Raw genomic sequence first — 14,276 nt, forward strand, 5'->3', positions numbered from 1 at the left:
GTGGTCGCGTCGCCGTTTGCGCGCCCACCGTTAGTGGTCGCGTCGCCGTTTGCGCGCCCACCGTTAGTGGTCGCGTCGCCGTTTGCGCGCCCACCGTCGGCCGCCGCGGTCCCCGTTTCTCCGCTCGAACCGTCGGCGCCGGGCGAGCCGGCGTCGGCGCCCGCGTCGAACGCGCCGAATTCGACTTCCTCGTCCAGGCTCGCGGGGTCGCCGTCGCGGTTCATCGTCGTCGCGTGGAGCATGTGGTTCAACATCGCCTGCGAGAGCTGCTCGCCCCACAGCGCGTGGCGCTGGCCCTTCCAGCGCTCCTGGTACAGCTCGTCCTCGGCGTCGCGGACGACGGGCTCGGGGTACTCCTCGGCGAGCTCCGCGGCGATCCGGTGGGTACAGAAGCCGCCCTGACAGTTCCCCATCGAGGCGCGGGTCCGCAGCCGGACCGCGTTGAGGTCGGAGCCGGCCTCGCCGATCGCGTCCTGGACCTCCGCGCGCGTCACGCTCTCGCAGTTGCAGACGATCGGGTTCGGGTCGTACTCGTCGAGCACGTCGTCGGCGCGGGAGCCGAGCCGCTGGCCCGAGCGCCGCGCGACCGGCGAGCGCAGCCCGAACTCGTCCATCAGCTCCGCCATGCGCGCCTCGCTCTCCGAGCCCGGCAGCGGCGCCTCCGCGGTGTCGCAGGTCGCCTCGTGGCCGAGCGTCTCGCAGACGTGGTCGGAGATGGACTCGGCCATCATCCGGTAGGTGGTGAGCTTCCCGCCGACGATGGTGGTCATTCCCGGCAGGTCGTCGCGGTCGCCGTGGTCGAGCAGGAAGTAGTCGCGCGTGATGTCCGTCGGGTCCTCCGTGCCCGTCCCCGGGGGCTCGTAGAGGGGCCGGACGCCCCAGAACGAGCGGAGCGTCCGCGCGTCCTCGAGCGCGGGCACGAGCTCCGAGAGGGTCTCGATCATCAGGTCCACCTCCCACTCCTCTTCGGGGTAGTCCTCGGGGTCGTCGACCTCCTCGTCGGTCGTGCCGAGGATACAGGCCGTCTCGTGGGGGACGATGATGTCGGCGTCGCCCTTCGGCCGGCAGCGGTTGACCACGGTGTCGACCTGCCGGGTGTTCATCACCGTCATCACGCCCTTCGAGGGACGGACCTCCACGTCGACGCCCGCCATCTCGCCGACGTTGCCCGCCCACGCGCCGGTCGCGTTCACGACGTGGCGCGCGCGGATCTCCTCGGTCGTCCCCGGCTCGCGGTGGACCCGCTTGCCGGGGCCGGTCTCGTGTTCGACCTCGACGCCGACGACCGCGCCGTCCTCGACGAGCACGTCGGTCACCGGCGCGTGCGTCTCGATCCGCGCGCCGTGCTCGCGGGCGTCGGCGGCGTTGGAGACGCAGAGCCGGAAGGGGTCGACCGCGCCGTCGGGCAAGGCGATCGCCTTCTCGACGTCTCGCGCGAGGTACGGCTCGCGGCGCCGCGCCTCCTCGCCGTCGATCACCTCGACGGGGATGTCACACGCCTTACACCCCTCCAGCTTCTCCTGGAAGTACTCCTCGGAGTCCTCGGGTCGCTTGACGAACATTCCGCCCGTCTCCTCGACGCAGTGCGCCGCGATGTCGCGGAGGACGCGGTTCTCCTCGATGCACTCCTTCGCGCTCTTCTGATCCGAGACCGCGTAGCGGCCCCCGCTGTGGAGGAGCCCGTGCATCCGCCCGGTCGTGCCGTGCGTCAGGTTCCCCTTCTCGACGAGGACCGCGTCGAGCCCGCGCCGCGCCAGGTCCCTGACGACGCCGCACCCCGTCGACCCCCCACCGACGACGACGACGTCCACTTGTCTGTCCATGGGAGGTCCTTGGACCCCGACCACTTTACTTTACCTCCCGGCGCACTTCGATCATAACTATCAGGGACGTTCAAGTAGTGTAATCGCTGCCAATGCCGGTGTGTTTATATACTACACTTTTTCACTCACGCCGATATCCGGATTTTAACAGGAAGATTATTATGGTAGTACATTATGTTCACGATTGGCGTGGTAGCTTCCGTGAAGATATGTCGGGACGGCGTCGATACGCCTCTCGGCCGCCCCGAGTCGGCTCCGGACGGGCCTGGCTCGGCGGACGCGAAATGCGGCAGCGAACGCGGCGCCGAGGTCGCGCTCGACGACGAGCGCGACCCGGTCACCGCCGCGCACGGACCAGCGCCACAGGAGGGATCCACAACATGACACAGTACGTCGGTGCGATAGACCAGGGGACGACCGGGACCCGATTCATGGTGTTCGACCATGCGGGGCAGGTCGTCGCGAACGCTTACGAACAGCACGAACAGATCTACCCGAACCCGGGCTGGGTCGAACACGACCCGATCGAGATCTGGGAGAACACCCAGCAGGTCGTCCTCGACGGCCTCGCGGACGCCGGCCTCGACGCCGACCAGCTCGAGGCGATCGGCATCACGAACCAGCGCGAGACGACGATCGTGTGGGACAAAGACTCCGGGAAGCCGGTCCACAACGCTCTCGTGTGGCAGGACCGCCGGACGACCGACCGGGTCGAGGAGCTTCAGGAAGCGGACAGAGTCGAGGACATCCGCGAGAAGACCGGCCTCGAGGCCGACGCGTACTTCTCCGCGACCAAGACCGAGTGGATTCTCGACAACGCCGAGCCGCTCAAGATGCAGAGCTCGCGCGGCGGCGACCTCCGCGACCGCGCCCGCGAGGGCGAACTCGTGATGGGGACGATCGACGCGTGGCTCATCTACAACCTCACGGGCAACCATATCACGGACGTCACCAACGCCTCCCGGACGATGCTGTACAACATCCGGGAGATGGAGTGGGACGACGAGCTCTTAGCGGAGTTCGACGTACCGAAGGAGATGGTGCCCGAGGTGCGCCCCTCCTCCGACGAGGACTACTACGGCCACACCGACCCCGACGGCTTCCTCGGCGAGGAGGTCCCGGTCGCCGGCGCCTTGGGCGACCAGCAGGCCGCGCTGTTCGGGCAGACCTGCTTCGACGAGGGGGACGCGAAGAACACCTACGGCACCGGCTCGTTCTACCTGATGAACACCGGGACCGACGCCGTCGAGTCCGACCACGGACTGCTGACGACGATCGGGTTCCAGATGTCCGGCGAGCCCGTCCAGTACGCGCTTGAGGGCTCCATCTTCATCACCGGTGCCGCCATCGAGTGGCTCGAAGACGTCGACCTCATCAACAACGCGGCACAGACCGCGGAGCTCGCGCGCTCGGTCGACTCGACCGACGGCGTCTACATGGTCCCGGCGTTCACCGGGCTCGGCGCCCCGCACTGGGACGGTCGCGCCCGCGGCACCATCGTCGGGATGACCCGCGGGACGAGCAAGGAGCACATCGTGCGGGCGACGCTCGAGTCGATCGCCTACCAGACCCGCGACATCGCCGAGGCCATGGAGGCCGACTCCGGCGTGGAGACCACGACGCTCCGCGTCGACGGCGGCGCGGTGAAGAACAACTTCCTCTGTCAGCTCCAGTCCGACATCATCCAGACCGAGATCGCGCGACCGGAGGTCGACGAGACGACCGCGCTCGGCTCGGCGTACGCCGCCGGCCTCGCCGTCGGCTACTGGGACAACGTCGACGAGCTGCGCGACAACTGGCAGGTCGACCGCGAGTTCACGCCCGAGAAGTCGCAGGGCGAGGTCGACAAGCTGTACGGCCGCTGGGACGACGCGGTCGAGCGCTCGAAGAACTGGGCGATCGACGAGGAGGACGAATAAATGAACGAACTGCTGCTTCAGGTCCCGGTCCTCGGGATCGAGGTCAAGCTGTTCGTCATGCTGCTCATCACCGCGCTCGCCGGCGGCGCGTTCGGGGCCGCGATCGGCGCGCTCCCGGCGTTCATTTTCACCGGGTTCGTCGTCTTCCTCGGTGAGGGTATCGGCATCCTTCAGCGACAGATCGGCGCGGTCGAAGGCATCCCCGCGGGCGAGCTCGCCGCGGGCATCACCGGCGTCATCGGGTTCGGTGCCATAACCGGCCCACACATCGTGTTCGCGGGCGGCGTGGCCGCCTCGGCGTACGCGGGCAAGAAGTACCCCGACATGAACCCCGCGGACGGCGGGTACCACTTCGGGAAGGACATCACGTATGCGTTCGGCACGAAGCCTGACATCCTCGCCGTGGGCGCGATATTCGGCGTCGTCGGGATGCTGTTCACGCGGGTCGCCAACGGCGTCTTCATCAACGTCTTGGGGATGACGCCGCCGACCGACTTCATCGCGGTGTCCGTCTTCGCGACCGCGTTCCTCGCGCGGCCCGTATTCGGCTACCCGATCGTCGGGAGGCCGGCCGGCAAGGGCCTGCTCGACATGTCGCCGTTCGAGCGCGGCGACATGCACCCGCAGGCCGACGGCGGCGCCGAGGAACACGCCGGCCGGCCCGCGACCGAGCCGTGGCTCCCCCACCAGTACAAGTGGTCGGGCGTCGCCGCGATCGGTCTCGTCGGCGGGATCTTGGGCGGGTACATCTACCTCCAGACGGGGAGCATCTTCCTCGGCTACGCGATCTCGGCGATCAGCCTGCTGTTCCTGAACCTCGGCGTCGAGAAGATTCCGGTGACGCACCACATCACGCTGCTCGGGTCCGTCGGCGCCGTGGTCGCGGTGGGCGCGTTCGGCGACACCAGCGCGGTGACGCCGCTGGCGTCGGTGGGCGCGGTCGGCGCCGTCGTCGCGCTGCTCGCCGCCGGGGCGCTCGGCGCGCTCAGCGGCCTCGTCGGCGAGGTCACCCAGCGGCTGTTCTACTCGCACTCCGGGACCCACGTGGACCCCCCGGCGATGGCGATCGCGCTCACGATGCTCGTGATCGCGGTCCTCTCGATCCTCGGCGTCCTGCCGAACGCCGGGTACCTCTGAGCCCGCTCGCGGGAGCCGACGCGGCGTCGGCCTCTCGCGGCGGTCGAGAACGGCTCCGCCCGAGAAACACTTCCGACCAAGTCGCCGGACACCAATGAGACCAGACCGGACACGCGACCGCCGACGAGACCGATCCCCGAGCGACCGCCGTCGCCGGGTCGACGCAGCCACCGCTTTCGGCCGCGACGGCGGTCGCGACGAGGACACCGCGGTCGACACCGATCGCGGCGGCGACACCGCGGCCGACACCGATCGCGACGGCGGCGCCGGTCGTCGCCGCGACCGGCTTCGTATCGCCGCCGCTTCGTACCTGTTTTGTTCGGGAACCCCGGAGGGACGCCCGTGAACATCGACGACCGGATCGAGCGACGGCTCGGCTACGACACCGGCATGAGCGTTCTCGCCGACTTCGAGGCCGTCTCACCGGTCAGGCACGTCGACTCACCGATCGGTCGCGGTCCGGCGATAGAGCGACTGCTAGACGTGTTCGCGCCCGCATTCAACGGATCGCTCCCCCCGAGCGTCTACGTGTACGGTCCGAAGGGGAGCGGGAAGTCGGCGGTCGTCTCCGCGCTGTTCGACCGACTCGCGAGCCACAGCGGGCCGCGGCGGGCGATCCAGACGACGACGCGGGCGGTCGAGCCGACGATCCCCGGGTTCGTCTACGTCGACGCCCGACAGGCGTCGACCCGCTTCCGGCTGTACCACGCGATGCTGAACGCGATGAGCGACGACCCCGTTCCGGACCACGGGATCGGGACCGAGGAGCTGGCCGACTCGCTGCGCGACGCGATGCGCACCGGCCCCGAACTCGTCGTCGCCGTCGACCACGCGAACGAGTCCGAGACGCCGACGGCGACGACGCTGATCGACTGGCTCACCGAGGTCGGCGAGCGACTGACGCCGGCGTGTCTCGGCCGCGACCCGCCGGACGCGATCGAATGGGAACCCGAGACGACCGTCGAGTTCGCGAAGTACCGGCGGCACGTGCTCGTCGAACTGCTGACCAGTCGGTGTTCGACCGGGCTCGGCCGCGACGCGCTCAGCCACGACCAGATCCGCGAGATCGTCGAGTGGGCCGCGGGCGACGCCCACGACGCGCTCGCCGCCGTGATGGGCGCCGCGGTCAACGCGGAGCGGGCGGGCGCGTCGACGATCCGATCCGGAGATATCGACGCCGGTATCGACGGGGTCCCGCGCCCCTGCGTCTCGCTGGGTCGCGTCCTGGCGCTCCCCGAGAGCCGGGAGCGACTCCTCTACGAACTCACCGGGCTCTCGGACGCGGAGCGGTCAACCGTCGGCGAGGCGACGGCGGCCATCGCGGCGCGCCCGGGCGTCGACCTCTCGGCGTCGACGGTGCGGCGCGCGCTCTACGAACTGGCCGACGCCGGCCTGCTCGAACGCGTCACCGTCCACCGGAGCGACGGGAAGGGGCGGCCGCCGAGCCGGCTCGTCCCGCTTTTCCCGACGGTCGTGTTCCGCGAACTGTTCGACCGGCGCGCCCGGACGGGGTAGCCTCGCAGGGCCGGCAGCGGCCCGCTCCGCCGCCGACCCCCGCCGATCGAACGGAAGACAGTTGACCCCGAGTCACCGACTGGCGGGTATGGTTCCGCCGCTCGCGCTCGATATCGACGGCACGCTGACGACGCCGACCGGTCGGATCGACCCGCGGGCCTTCGAACTGCTGCCCGCGTGGGACGCGCCGATAGTGTTCGCCACCGGGAAGGCGTTCCCGTACCCGGTCGCGCTCGCGCACTTCCTCGGGCGCGAGGAGACCGTCATCGCCGAGAACGGCGGCGTCGCCCACGTCGAGGGCGAGACGGCGATCGTCGGCGATCCGGACGCGGCGCGAGCGGTCGTCGAGGCGTTCCGCGAGCGCGGCGGCGAGGTGGGCTGGGGCGACGGCGACACCGTGAACCGGTGGCGCGAGACGGAGGTCGCGCTCTCGCCCGACGCCGACGCGGATCTCCTGCGGGAGGTCGCCGCGGCCGTCGACGACGTGGAGGTCGTCGACACCGGCTACGCCTACCACGTCAAGTCGACGGCCGTGAGCAAGGGGCGGGCGCTCGGCGTGGTCGCCGACGCGCTCGGGGTCGGCCCCGCCTCGTTCGTCGCGGTCGGCGACAGCGAGAACGACGTCTCCACGTTCGAGGTCGCCGGCGAGTCCTACGCGGTCGCCAACGCGGACGACGCGGCCCGCGGGGCCGCCGACGCGGTCCTCGACGAGGGGTTCATGGACGGGACGGTCTCGGTGCTCGACGGGCTGCGCGAGCGCGCCGAGTAGTCGCACGCGGTCGCTGGCGCGGTCCCGCCGCCGACCCGGTCACTCCCCGCCGTAGGGGTACCGCGCCGTCGCGCCGCACTCGGTACACCGGACGACCACGCGCCCGGGCCGCGTCCGGACGCGGCTCGTCTTCCCGGGCCGGAGGTAGACGGCACAGTCGTCGCAGGCGCGCCTGGAGAGCTCGGAGGGAACGCCGCAGCGGTTCCGCTCGGCGATCCGGCGACCGCGGGCGACGTACTCGCGGGCGCGGTCGTACTCGTCGTCGACGACCGCCTCGCGGGCGAGGGCGAACAGCCGCTCGATCCGCTCCGCCGGGATGCCCATGTCACCGATGCCGGGGCGCGTCGCAAAAGGGGTTGTTATCCGTGGGAGTCAGTTCAGAGTCGGGAGCCGAAGGCGCGGTCCGCGTCCCGCTGACCGGCGGGACCGCGGGGTGCCGTCAGGACTCGCGCCACTTGTGGCCGCACTCGACGCAGGTGAATAGACGGACCTCGTAGGAGCCCCCCGGCTTCGGCAGCATCTCGTAGCGGGCCCGGTCGCCGTCGCAGTCGTCCGCCGGACAGGGCTCTCGCATCGTGTCGGCGGAGCCCTCGGTCGCGTCGGCCACGGCGGGCGCCCCGTCGTCGCGCTGCGCGTCCCGCGTCGCCATCGCCGCCTCGTCCCCCGAGTCCCGGGGCTCCTCGGCGTCGCAGGAGTGGCACACCCACGCGTCGCCCTCGGCGTACATCGTCGACCCGCATTCGTCGCAGAACCGCATACGGAATCGACGTACGCCCACGGCTGATAAATACGTTAAGTTCCGAGCCGCCACGGCGGGGCCGACCCGCACGCTTTTTTATCGGTCCGATCCAATCGAGCGGTATGAAGGAATCCCTGATGGACGTGATCTGCTGTCCGCTCGATAAAGCGACTCTGGAACTCGACGTCGACGAGGCGGACGACGAGGAGGTCCTCGCCGGGACGCTCACCTGTACGGAGTGCGGCGAGACGTACCCCATCGAGGACGGGATCCCGAATCTCCTCCCCCCGGACATGCGCGAAGAGGCGGCGGCGTAGGGCACCCCGACGCAGACGGACCACGACGACGGCGGCGACACCCTCTCCGAAACCCTTGGCCGTGTGAATCTTTTTTTAGTACGGGGTCGTGGTCTCACCCGTGTCGACACTCGACGTCGAACTGAACGGGGAAGCGGTCCACGACATCGACGCCCCGGACTCGTTCGTCACCGACGGGCCGTTTCCGGTCGTGCTCGACAACAGCGGGCGCTCGACGCACGTCCACCTTCACTTCGACGACGACCTCGATCGGGTGGCCAGGGTCGAGGAGGGCAACCACTTCGTCGCCGACGAGGCCACCCGTCGCGTCCACGTCTCGACGGCCGACGTCGACGAACCGGTCCGGGGCAAACTGAAGGTCGTCACCGGCTACGGGTCGAACACGCGCTACGTCGACGTGCGGATCGACCCGTCGCCGGAGTCCTCGAACGAGTCGGTGGCCGTCGACGAGACCCTCTCCGCGCCCCCGGAGCGCGCTCCGGAGGCCCCGCGCGGCCAGCGCGCGGTGAACGCGCTCGACCGACTCGTCCAACGCGGCGGGACCGCGGGCGCGGCCCTGGGGTTGGTCGCGATCGCCGCGGGCGTCGCGCTCGCGCTCGTCGTCGACAGCCTCCTCGTCTCGGTCGCGGTGGGACTCGCCCTGATGATCGCGCTCGGCGCGGTCCTGCTCGCGGTGACGTGAGGCCCCGTCGCGGTCCGGTTCGCCTTCGGCTCGCTCCGGATCCGCGCGCTTTTAACCGTCCCGGCGGAACGAGAGGCCATGAGCTTCGAGAAGGAAGACGAGGTCGTGCTCCACGACAAACACAGCGAGTACGACGGCGAGTCGGGCACGATCACGCAGGTGATGGAGACGATGTTCGGCGACGCGACGTACACGGTCAGCTTCGAGGACGGCCAGGAGACGGGCGTCCCCGAGGACGCGCTCGACGCCGTCGAGAGCGAGGAGTAACGCCGCCCCCACTCGTACCGCATGCCGAAAGTCCCCTTCCACTACGTCGATCTCCGGGCGTTCTCGTACGCCACGGAAGACGAAAAACGGGTCGAGCAGGCGCTGTACAACCTCCTGCCCGAGGACATCGAGCTCGACCGCGTCGAGAACGTGGGCCACCACGGGGACCGGATCGTCGTGCTGTCGGCGCGCGTCGAGCGAGCCGACGAGATGCGACACGTGCTGGACCGGCTGTCCGAACTGAACGACCTCGACCGCGTCCTCGACGAACTCGACGAGCGGGTCGACGACAACTGCGCGCTCTTCTTACGCCTCGACAAGCAGGCGGCGTTCCGCGGCGACGTCAGGCTCGGTCCCGGGCTCACCGTTCGGACGAAGGTCGAGGCGTACCCGGCGAAGAAGGAAACGGCGGTCGAGAACGCCCGCGAGACGCTCTCCCGGTTGGCGGACGCCGACGCCGACGACTGAGCGCCGATCACGGGAGTCGGCTTTCGAGCCGCGCCGACGGTCGCGCCGGACCCGCCGGTCGCGTGTCCGGGTCGCACCCGCGGCGTGACTTTTTCACGCGGCCCGCCGATGCTCTGTCATGAGCGATCCGTTCGTGGTCGTCGGCGCCGACGCGGCGGGGTTGAGCGCGGCCAGTAAGTTCCGACGCGAGGCGCCCGACCGCGAGGTCGTCGTCTTCGAGAAGGGCCGGTGGATCTCGTACGCCTACTGCGGGATGCCGTACTTCGTCGCCGGCTACGTCGACCGGATGTCGGACCTCCTGTCGCTGTCCCCGAGCGAGGTGGACGAGCGGGGGATCGACCTCCGGCGCGACCGCGAGGTCGTCGCCGTCGAGCCCGACGCGAAGCGCGTCACCGTCGAGACGGCCGACGGCGACCGGTTCGAGCAGGCGTACGACGACCTGCTCGTCGCCACCGGCGCGCGCGCGACCACCGGCCCGTTCGACGTGCGCGGCGTCGACGGCGCGTTCACGCTCCACGACATGGACGCGGCGGCCGCCATCGACGCGTACGTCGCCGAGCCGGACGCCTACGACCCGGACCGCGCGGACGTGAGCGCGGTCGACCGCGAGCGAGTCGACCGCAACGCGGCGATGCGGGCGCCCGAGACGGCCGCCGTCGTCGGCGGCGGGTACGTCGGCGTCGAGGTCGCGGAGGCGCTCGCGGAGCGCGGTCTCGACGTCCACGCGTTCCACCGCTCCGGTCACCTCCTGTCGCCGTTCGGCGAGACCGTCGGGAACCGCGTCGAGGAGGCGCTCGAGGCCGAGGGCGTGAGCGTCCACACCGACGCGCCGGTCGACGCGCTCGTCGGAGACGACCGGATCGAGGCGGTCGAGATCGGGGACGAAGGCGACCCCGAGACGGTCCCGGTCGACATGGCGGTCGTCGGCGTCGGGATCCGGCCGAACACCGACCTCCTCGACGGCACCGGCGTCGATCTCGGCGCGGGTGGCGCGATCCGCGTCGACGACCGCGGCCGCACCAGCCTCCCGGACGTGTACGCCGCGGGCGACTGCGCGACCGCGCGCCACGCGGTGACGGGCGAGCCCGACTGGACCCCGCTCGGGCTCACCGCGAACCGCGCCGGCCGGGCCATCGGCGCGACGGTTGCCGGCGACCCGACGCCAGTCGGTGACATCGCGGGCACCGCGGCGGTGAAGGCGTTCGACACGGAGGCCGCCCGCGTCGGGGTTCTCGACCGGGGGAAGGCGGAAGAAGCCGGTTTCGATCCGGTCAGCGAGACGGTGACCGCGGGCTCCCGCTCGGGCTACTACCCCGGCGCGGCCGAGACGGACGTGACGCTCGTCGCCGACCGCGACACGGGGCGACTCCTCGGCGGGAGCATCGTCGGCACCGACCGCGCGGCGATCCGGATCGACACGCTCGCGACCGCGATCGAGTCGGAGATGACCGTCCCCGAGATCGAGCGACTGGACCTCGCGTACGCCCCGCCGTTCAGCCCCGTCTGGGACCCGATACTCGTCGCCGCGAAGGTGCTGAACGGAACCCTCGACGGCTGACGAGCCGAGTTGACCCGCGGCGCGACGCTACCGCGATGCCGCGATCCGGTCGAGGAGGGAGCCGACGACCGCCGAGGCGGCGCCGACCGCGACCGCGACCGCGCCGGCGAGCGCGAGCGGGGCGGTGAACGCGGCGGCGGCCGGGCCGCCGGCGGCGAAGGGCAGCACGTACGGTTCGGGCCCCAGTCCGCGAAGCAGCGTCCCGGCGAACGGACCGTACGCGAGCAGCATCGCCGGGAGCGCGCCGCCGCCCGCCGCGGCGAAGGCGACCGCCCCGACCGCCGTTACCGCGGCGAGGGCCCCGGTGGTCCCCGCGTCGCCGACGCCGACCGCCGCCGTCGCGTCGAACGCGACGTACGACAGCGCGAACCCGACCCCACACCAGACCGCGGCCCGCTCGAAGCCCGACTCGCCGAGGAGCGTCCGCCGCAGCGTCGCGCGTCGGGAGGCGGCCGCGTCCCCCTCGGTCCTCCCCTCGCCCGTCGTTCCGGTCGCGTCGTCGCCCGTCGTTCCGGTCGCGTCGTCGCCCGTCGTTCCGGTCGCGTCGCCGCCCGTCATTCCGGTCGCGTCGCCGCCCGTCATTCCGGTCGCGTCGCGCCCCGCCCCTCGCGGTCGGGGGTGAGGTTGCCGTGTTCGTCGATCTCGCCCGCGACGATCCGCGTCGAGGAGATGCGCTCGCCGTCCTCGGCCGTGACGTGGTCGACGACCACCAGGTCGAGCGGGTCGCGGCCGCGCTCGGCGCGGATCTCGTTGATCCGCTCGCCGCCCGCCTTCGTCTCGGGCGAGACGATCAGCGCGTCGAACTCCGGCTCGACCGCGATGCCGGTCGGCTCGGTCAGCTCTCGGATCTCGTACTCGCGCCCGTGCGCCTCGGCCCGCGGGGCCAACTCCGCCGCCAGGTCGCGCTCGCGCCGGTCGTAGGGACGGACGTACCGCTCGACGTGCCGGGTCTCCGGCGCCAGTTCGTCGGCGGTGAGCCCGACGGTGACGTCACCCAGCTCGAACGCCCGTTCGAACAGCTTGCGGTGACCGTCGTGAACGGGGTCGAACGTACCTCCCAGCGCGACGTTCATGCCTCTCCGTTGCGCGGGTCGAACTTAAAACGTCCCGAACCGCGGTCGGCGCGGAATCGGGTCGGCCGGGACCGCTCAGTTCGCGGACTCGCTCCCGTCCGCGTCGGCCTCCTCGGCGTCACCCTCGTCGGGGTCGTCGTCCTCGACCGCGTCTGGGTCGTCGCCCTCGACCGCGTCTGGGTCGTCATCCTCGGTCGCGTCGGGGTCGTCGCCCTCCCCGCCGACGGATATCTGGACGGGTTCGGCGTCGCCGTCGGGCGACTCGCCGCCGAGGCGCCGGTCGAGGTTGAAAACGGCGTTCAGCTCCGCCTGAACGTCGCCGACGACGCCGCGGACGAGGTCACTGGGCGCGATCGCCTCGTACTCGTAGGGGTTGTTGCCCGCGCCCTCCGCCTTCCGCTTGTCGCGCTCGACGGTGCCCTCGTCGTGGAGTTCCGCGAGCGCCTCGCGGACGGTGCTGGGGTAGAGGCCGGTGCCGTCGGCGACCTCGTCGCTCGTGCTCCGCGGGTTGTCCCGGAGGTAGACGTAGATGCGCGCGCGGGTCTCCGTGTCGAGGACCCACGCGAGGAGGTCGACGACGTTGTCGTCGAACCCCTTTACGGCTCTGTCGGCGCCCTCGCCCAGCCGTTCCTTCGTCTTCCGAAGCTCCTCGCGGGTTCGCTCCGTCGGTGACTCCTCCGGGTCGTCTACCGGCTCCGAAGGCGAATCGTCCGTGGTCATGGCGAAAAGTGGGAGCTACGCGGGCAAAAGGGTTTCTCGTTGCTTTCGTTCCGACGAAACACGCGGACGCGGTCCGCGTCGCGTTTCCGCTCCCGGCGTCAGGCCCGCACGAGGAGGTCGGAACGCAGCGCGTCGGCGCCCGACTCCCCCCGGATCCGGCGCTGGCGCGCCGCTCCGCTCTCCGCCTCGTACACCTCGCGGATGCCGTCGATGCCCAGGCGATCGCACTCCGCCTCGACGATCTCGCCCAGCGGCGTCGTCCCCTCGCCGTCGCGGTCGACGAACGCGGCGTCGTGACCGTGCCGGATCGCGCGCCACTTGTTCTCGTCCAACAGTTCGCGGCGCAGCGTCGGCGGGGACTCGCCGTCCTCGTACCGCGCCGCGTAGTCGACGACCAGCGCGCGGACGTACTCGACCAGGGCGAGCGTGACCTCGGGGTCGCGCTGCGCGTCGGGCGCGCGCACCTCCACGGTGCCGTGGCCCGTGTGGGGGCGCACGTCGAACCACAGCTCGCCGCGGTCCGCGATGGAGTCCGTCTCGACCATCCGGCGCTCGTACCGCCGGAAGGCGTCGAAGTCGTCGAACGCCGACGGGATACCCGTGTTCGGGAGGTTCTCGAACACCTTCGCGCGGGCCGAGGCGAGCCCAGTGTCGAACCCGTTCCAGAACGGGGAGTTGGCCGACAGGGCGAGCAGCACCGGGCAGTGCCACCGCAGGCGGTTCGCGATCCAGACGGCCTTGTCCGCGTCGTCGACGCCGACGTGGACGTGGAGTCCCGCCGTCGTGTTCCGGTGTTGCGGGTACCGGATGCGGTCCAGCTGCGCCTGGTACCGCGGCTTCTCGACGTGATCGAGTTCGCGCCACTTCGCCGTCGGGTGGAGGCCCGCCGCCGCGATCCGGTAGCCGTCCGCGGCGGCGTGGTCGACGAGCGCCTCCCGGACCGTCGCGAGCGCCTCGCGCGCCGCCGCGGGGTCCTCGATCGTCTCGGTCTGGGCCTCTATCGTGCACTCGAACAGCTCGTGGTCGAACCCCTCCGGCACCGCCGCCGGCGGGTCGCGGCCGTACACGAGGTCGTCCGTCCCGGACGTGGGGTGGCCGTCGGCATCGACGATGTAGAACTCCTCTTCGATGCCGAGCGTCCCCATCCGGGAGAACGCGTCCCGCGAACCGAGTTCCATTACGCCCCCGTTCCGCCCCCGCGGTCTTATATCGATTGGAACCCGAAACGGAGCGCCGGTGTCGACAGCGGGCGGGTCAGCGGACGGTTCGCACCGAGAGACGGTGCCGTC

At 70.9% G+C, this 14,276-nt stretch carries 17 protein-coding genes; 10 read left to right on the plus strand and 7 right to left on the minus strand.

All coding sequences use genetic code 11. From position 1 onward, the window contains the following. Positions 1-1,823 (minus strand): anaerobic glycerol-3-phosphate dehydrogenase subunit GlpA (glpA, locus tag EXE42_RS06360; protein ID WP_137706200.1); only part of this gene is annotated, 1,823 nt, incomplete at its 3' end. Between the two features lie 174 nt (positions 1,824-1,997). Between glpA and EXE42_RS06365 the strand changes: the two genes are divergently transcribed. The 5 genes from EXE42_RS06365 to EXE42_RS06385 all read left to right on the plus strand — a co-directional run bounded on the left by EXE42_RS06365 (position 1,998) and on the right by EXE42_RS06385 (position 7,163). After that, positions 1,998-2,207 carry a hypothetical protein gene (locus tag EXE42_RS06365; protein WP_092921709.1) on the plus strand — a complete coding sequence of 70 codons (210 nt, stop codon included), beginning with the start codon at positions 1,998-2,000 and terminating at the stop codon, positions 2,205-2,207. Further along, the gene (gene glpK / locus EXE42_RS06370) at positions 2,204-3,742 is read left to right on the plus strand and encodes a glycerol kinase GlpK (RefSeq protein WP_092921711.1); all 1,539 of its coding nucleotides are present in this window, start codon (positions 2,204-2,206) and stop codon (positions 3,740-3,742) included. Before EXE42_RS06365 ends, glpK begins: the two co-directional genes overlap by 4 nt. Further along, positions 3,743-4,879 carry a hypothetical protein gene (locus tag EXE42_RS06375; RefSeq protein WP_092921713.1) on the plus strand — a complete coding sequence of 379 codons (1,137 nt, stop codon included), beginning with the start codon at positions 3,743-3,745 and terminating at the stop codon, positions 4,877-4,879. Between the two features lie 342 nt (positions 4,880-5,221). Beyond that, positions 5,222-6,394 carry a Cdc6/Cdc18 family protein gene (locus EXE42_RS06380; RefSeq protein WP_092921717.1) on the plus strand — a complete coding sequence of 391 codons (1,173 nt, stop codon included), beginning with the start codon at positions 5,222-5,224 and terminating at the stop codon, positions 6,392-6,394. An 88-nt stretch (positions 6,395-6,482) separates the two neighbouring features. Then, a complete protein-coding gene (locus tag EXE42_RS06385; protein WP_092921719.1) occupies positions 6,483-7,163 on the plus strand; it encodes an HAD-IIB family hydrolase in 681 nt (226 codons plus the stop codon). Between the two features lie 39 nt (positions 7,164-7,202). Here EXE42_RS06385 and EXE42_RS06390 read toward each other — a convergent pair whose 3' ends face one another. Next, positions 7,203-7,487, minus strand: a complete 285-nt coding sequence (locus tag EXE42_RS06390) for a ribonuclease P protein component 4 (RefSeq protein WP_092921721.1) — start codon at positions 7,485-7,487, stop codon at positions 7,203-7,205. Between the two features lie 115 nt (positions 7,488-7,602). Continuing rightward, on the minus strand, positions 7,603-7,920 hold the full coding sequence (locus EXE42_RS06395; RefSeq protein ID WP_092921723.1) for an RPA12/RPB9/RPC11 RNA polymerase family protein: 318 nt from the start codon (positions 7,918-7,920) through the stop codon (positions 7,603-7,605). Between the two features lie 104 nt (positions 7,921-8,024). On the opposite strand from EXE42_RS06395, the gene EXE42_RS06400 reads away from it, so the two are divergent. The 5 genes from EXE42_RS06400 to EXE42_RS06420 all read left to right on the plus strand — a co-directional run bounded on the left by EXE42_RS06400 (position 8,025) and on the right by EXE42_RS06420 (position 11,194). Next, positions 8,025-8,219 carry a methytransferase partner Trm112 gene (locus EXE42_RS06400; protein WP_199233599.1) on the plus strand — a complete coding sequence of 65 codons (195 nt, stop codon included), beginning with the start codon at positions 8,025-8,027 and terminating at the stop codon, positions 8,217-8,219. Between the two features lie 100 nt (positions 8,220-8,319). Beyond that, positions 8,320-8,901 (plus strand): hypothetical protein, encoded by a 582-nt coding sequence (locus EXE42_RS06405; protein WP_174549003.1) that lies wholly within the window; start codon positions 8,320-8,322, stop codon positions 8,899-8,901. A gap of 78 nt (positions 8,902-8,979) precedes the next feature. Then, entirely contained in the window at positions 8,980-9,168 is a 189-nt protein-coding gene (locus tag EXE42_RS06410; RefSeq protein ID WP_006113388.1) for a hypothetical protein, read from the plus strand. Between the two features lie 21 nt (positions 9,169-9,189). Continuing rightward, the gene (locus EXE42_RS06415) at positions 9,190-9,636 is read left to right on the plus strand and encodes an RNA-binding protein (RefSeq protein ID WP_137706128.1); all 447 of its coding nucleotides are present in this window, start codon (positions 9,190-9,192) and stop codon (positions 9,634-9,636) included. Between the two features lie 118 nt (positions 9,637-9,754). Further along, entirely contained in the window at positions 9,755-11,194 is a 1,440-nt protein-coding gene (locus EXE42_RS06420; RefSeq protein ID WP_137706129.1) for an FAD-dependent oxidoreductase, read from the plus strand. A 27-nt stretch (positions 11,195-11,221) separates the two neighbouring features. On the opposite strand, the gene EXE42_RS06425 is transcribed toward EXE42_RS06420, so the two are convergent. The 4 genes from EXE42_RS06425 to EXE42_RS06440 form a co-directional block, all read right to left on the minus strand. After that, positions 11,222-11,776 carry a hypothetical protein gene (locus EXE42_RS06425; RefSeq protein ID WP_241988344.1) on the minus strand — a complete coding sequence of 185 codons (555 nt, stop codon included), beginning with the start codon at positions 11,774-11,776 and terminating at the stop codon, positions 11,222-11,224. After that, positions 11,773-12,267 (minus strand): phosphopantetheine adenylyltransferase, encoded by a 495-nt coding sequence (locus tag EXE42_RS06430; RefSeq protein WP_092921733.1) that lies wholly within the window; start codon positions 12,265-12,267, stop codon positions 11,773-11,775. The genes EXE42_RS06425 and EXE42_RS06430 overlap by 4 nt, the downstream gene beginning before the upstream one ends. Before the next feature lie 75 nt (positions 12,268-12,342). Next, positions 12,343-12,987 carry a winged helix-turn-helix domain-containing protein gene (locus EXE42_RS06435; RefSeq protein ID WP_137693864.1) on the minus strand — a complete coding sequence of 215 codons (645 nt, stop codon included), beginning with the start codon at positions 12,985-12,987 and terminating at the stop codon, positions 12,343-12,345. Positions 12,988-13,085: 98 nt separating this feature from the next. After that, complete coding sequence (locus EXE42_RS06440; RefSeq protein WP_092921737.1) at positions 13,086-14,165, minus strand: glutamate--cysteine ligase; 1,080 nt, start codon at positions 14,163-14,165, stop codon at positions 13,086-13,088. Positions 14,166-14,276 lie beyond the last annotated feature (111 nt).

This window comes from Halorubrum sp. SP3, assembly GCF_005435195.1.
Classification (GTDB): Archaea; Halobacteriota; Halobacteria; order Halobacteriales; family Haloferacaceae; genus Halorubrum; species Halorubrum sodomense.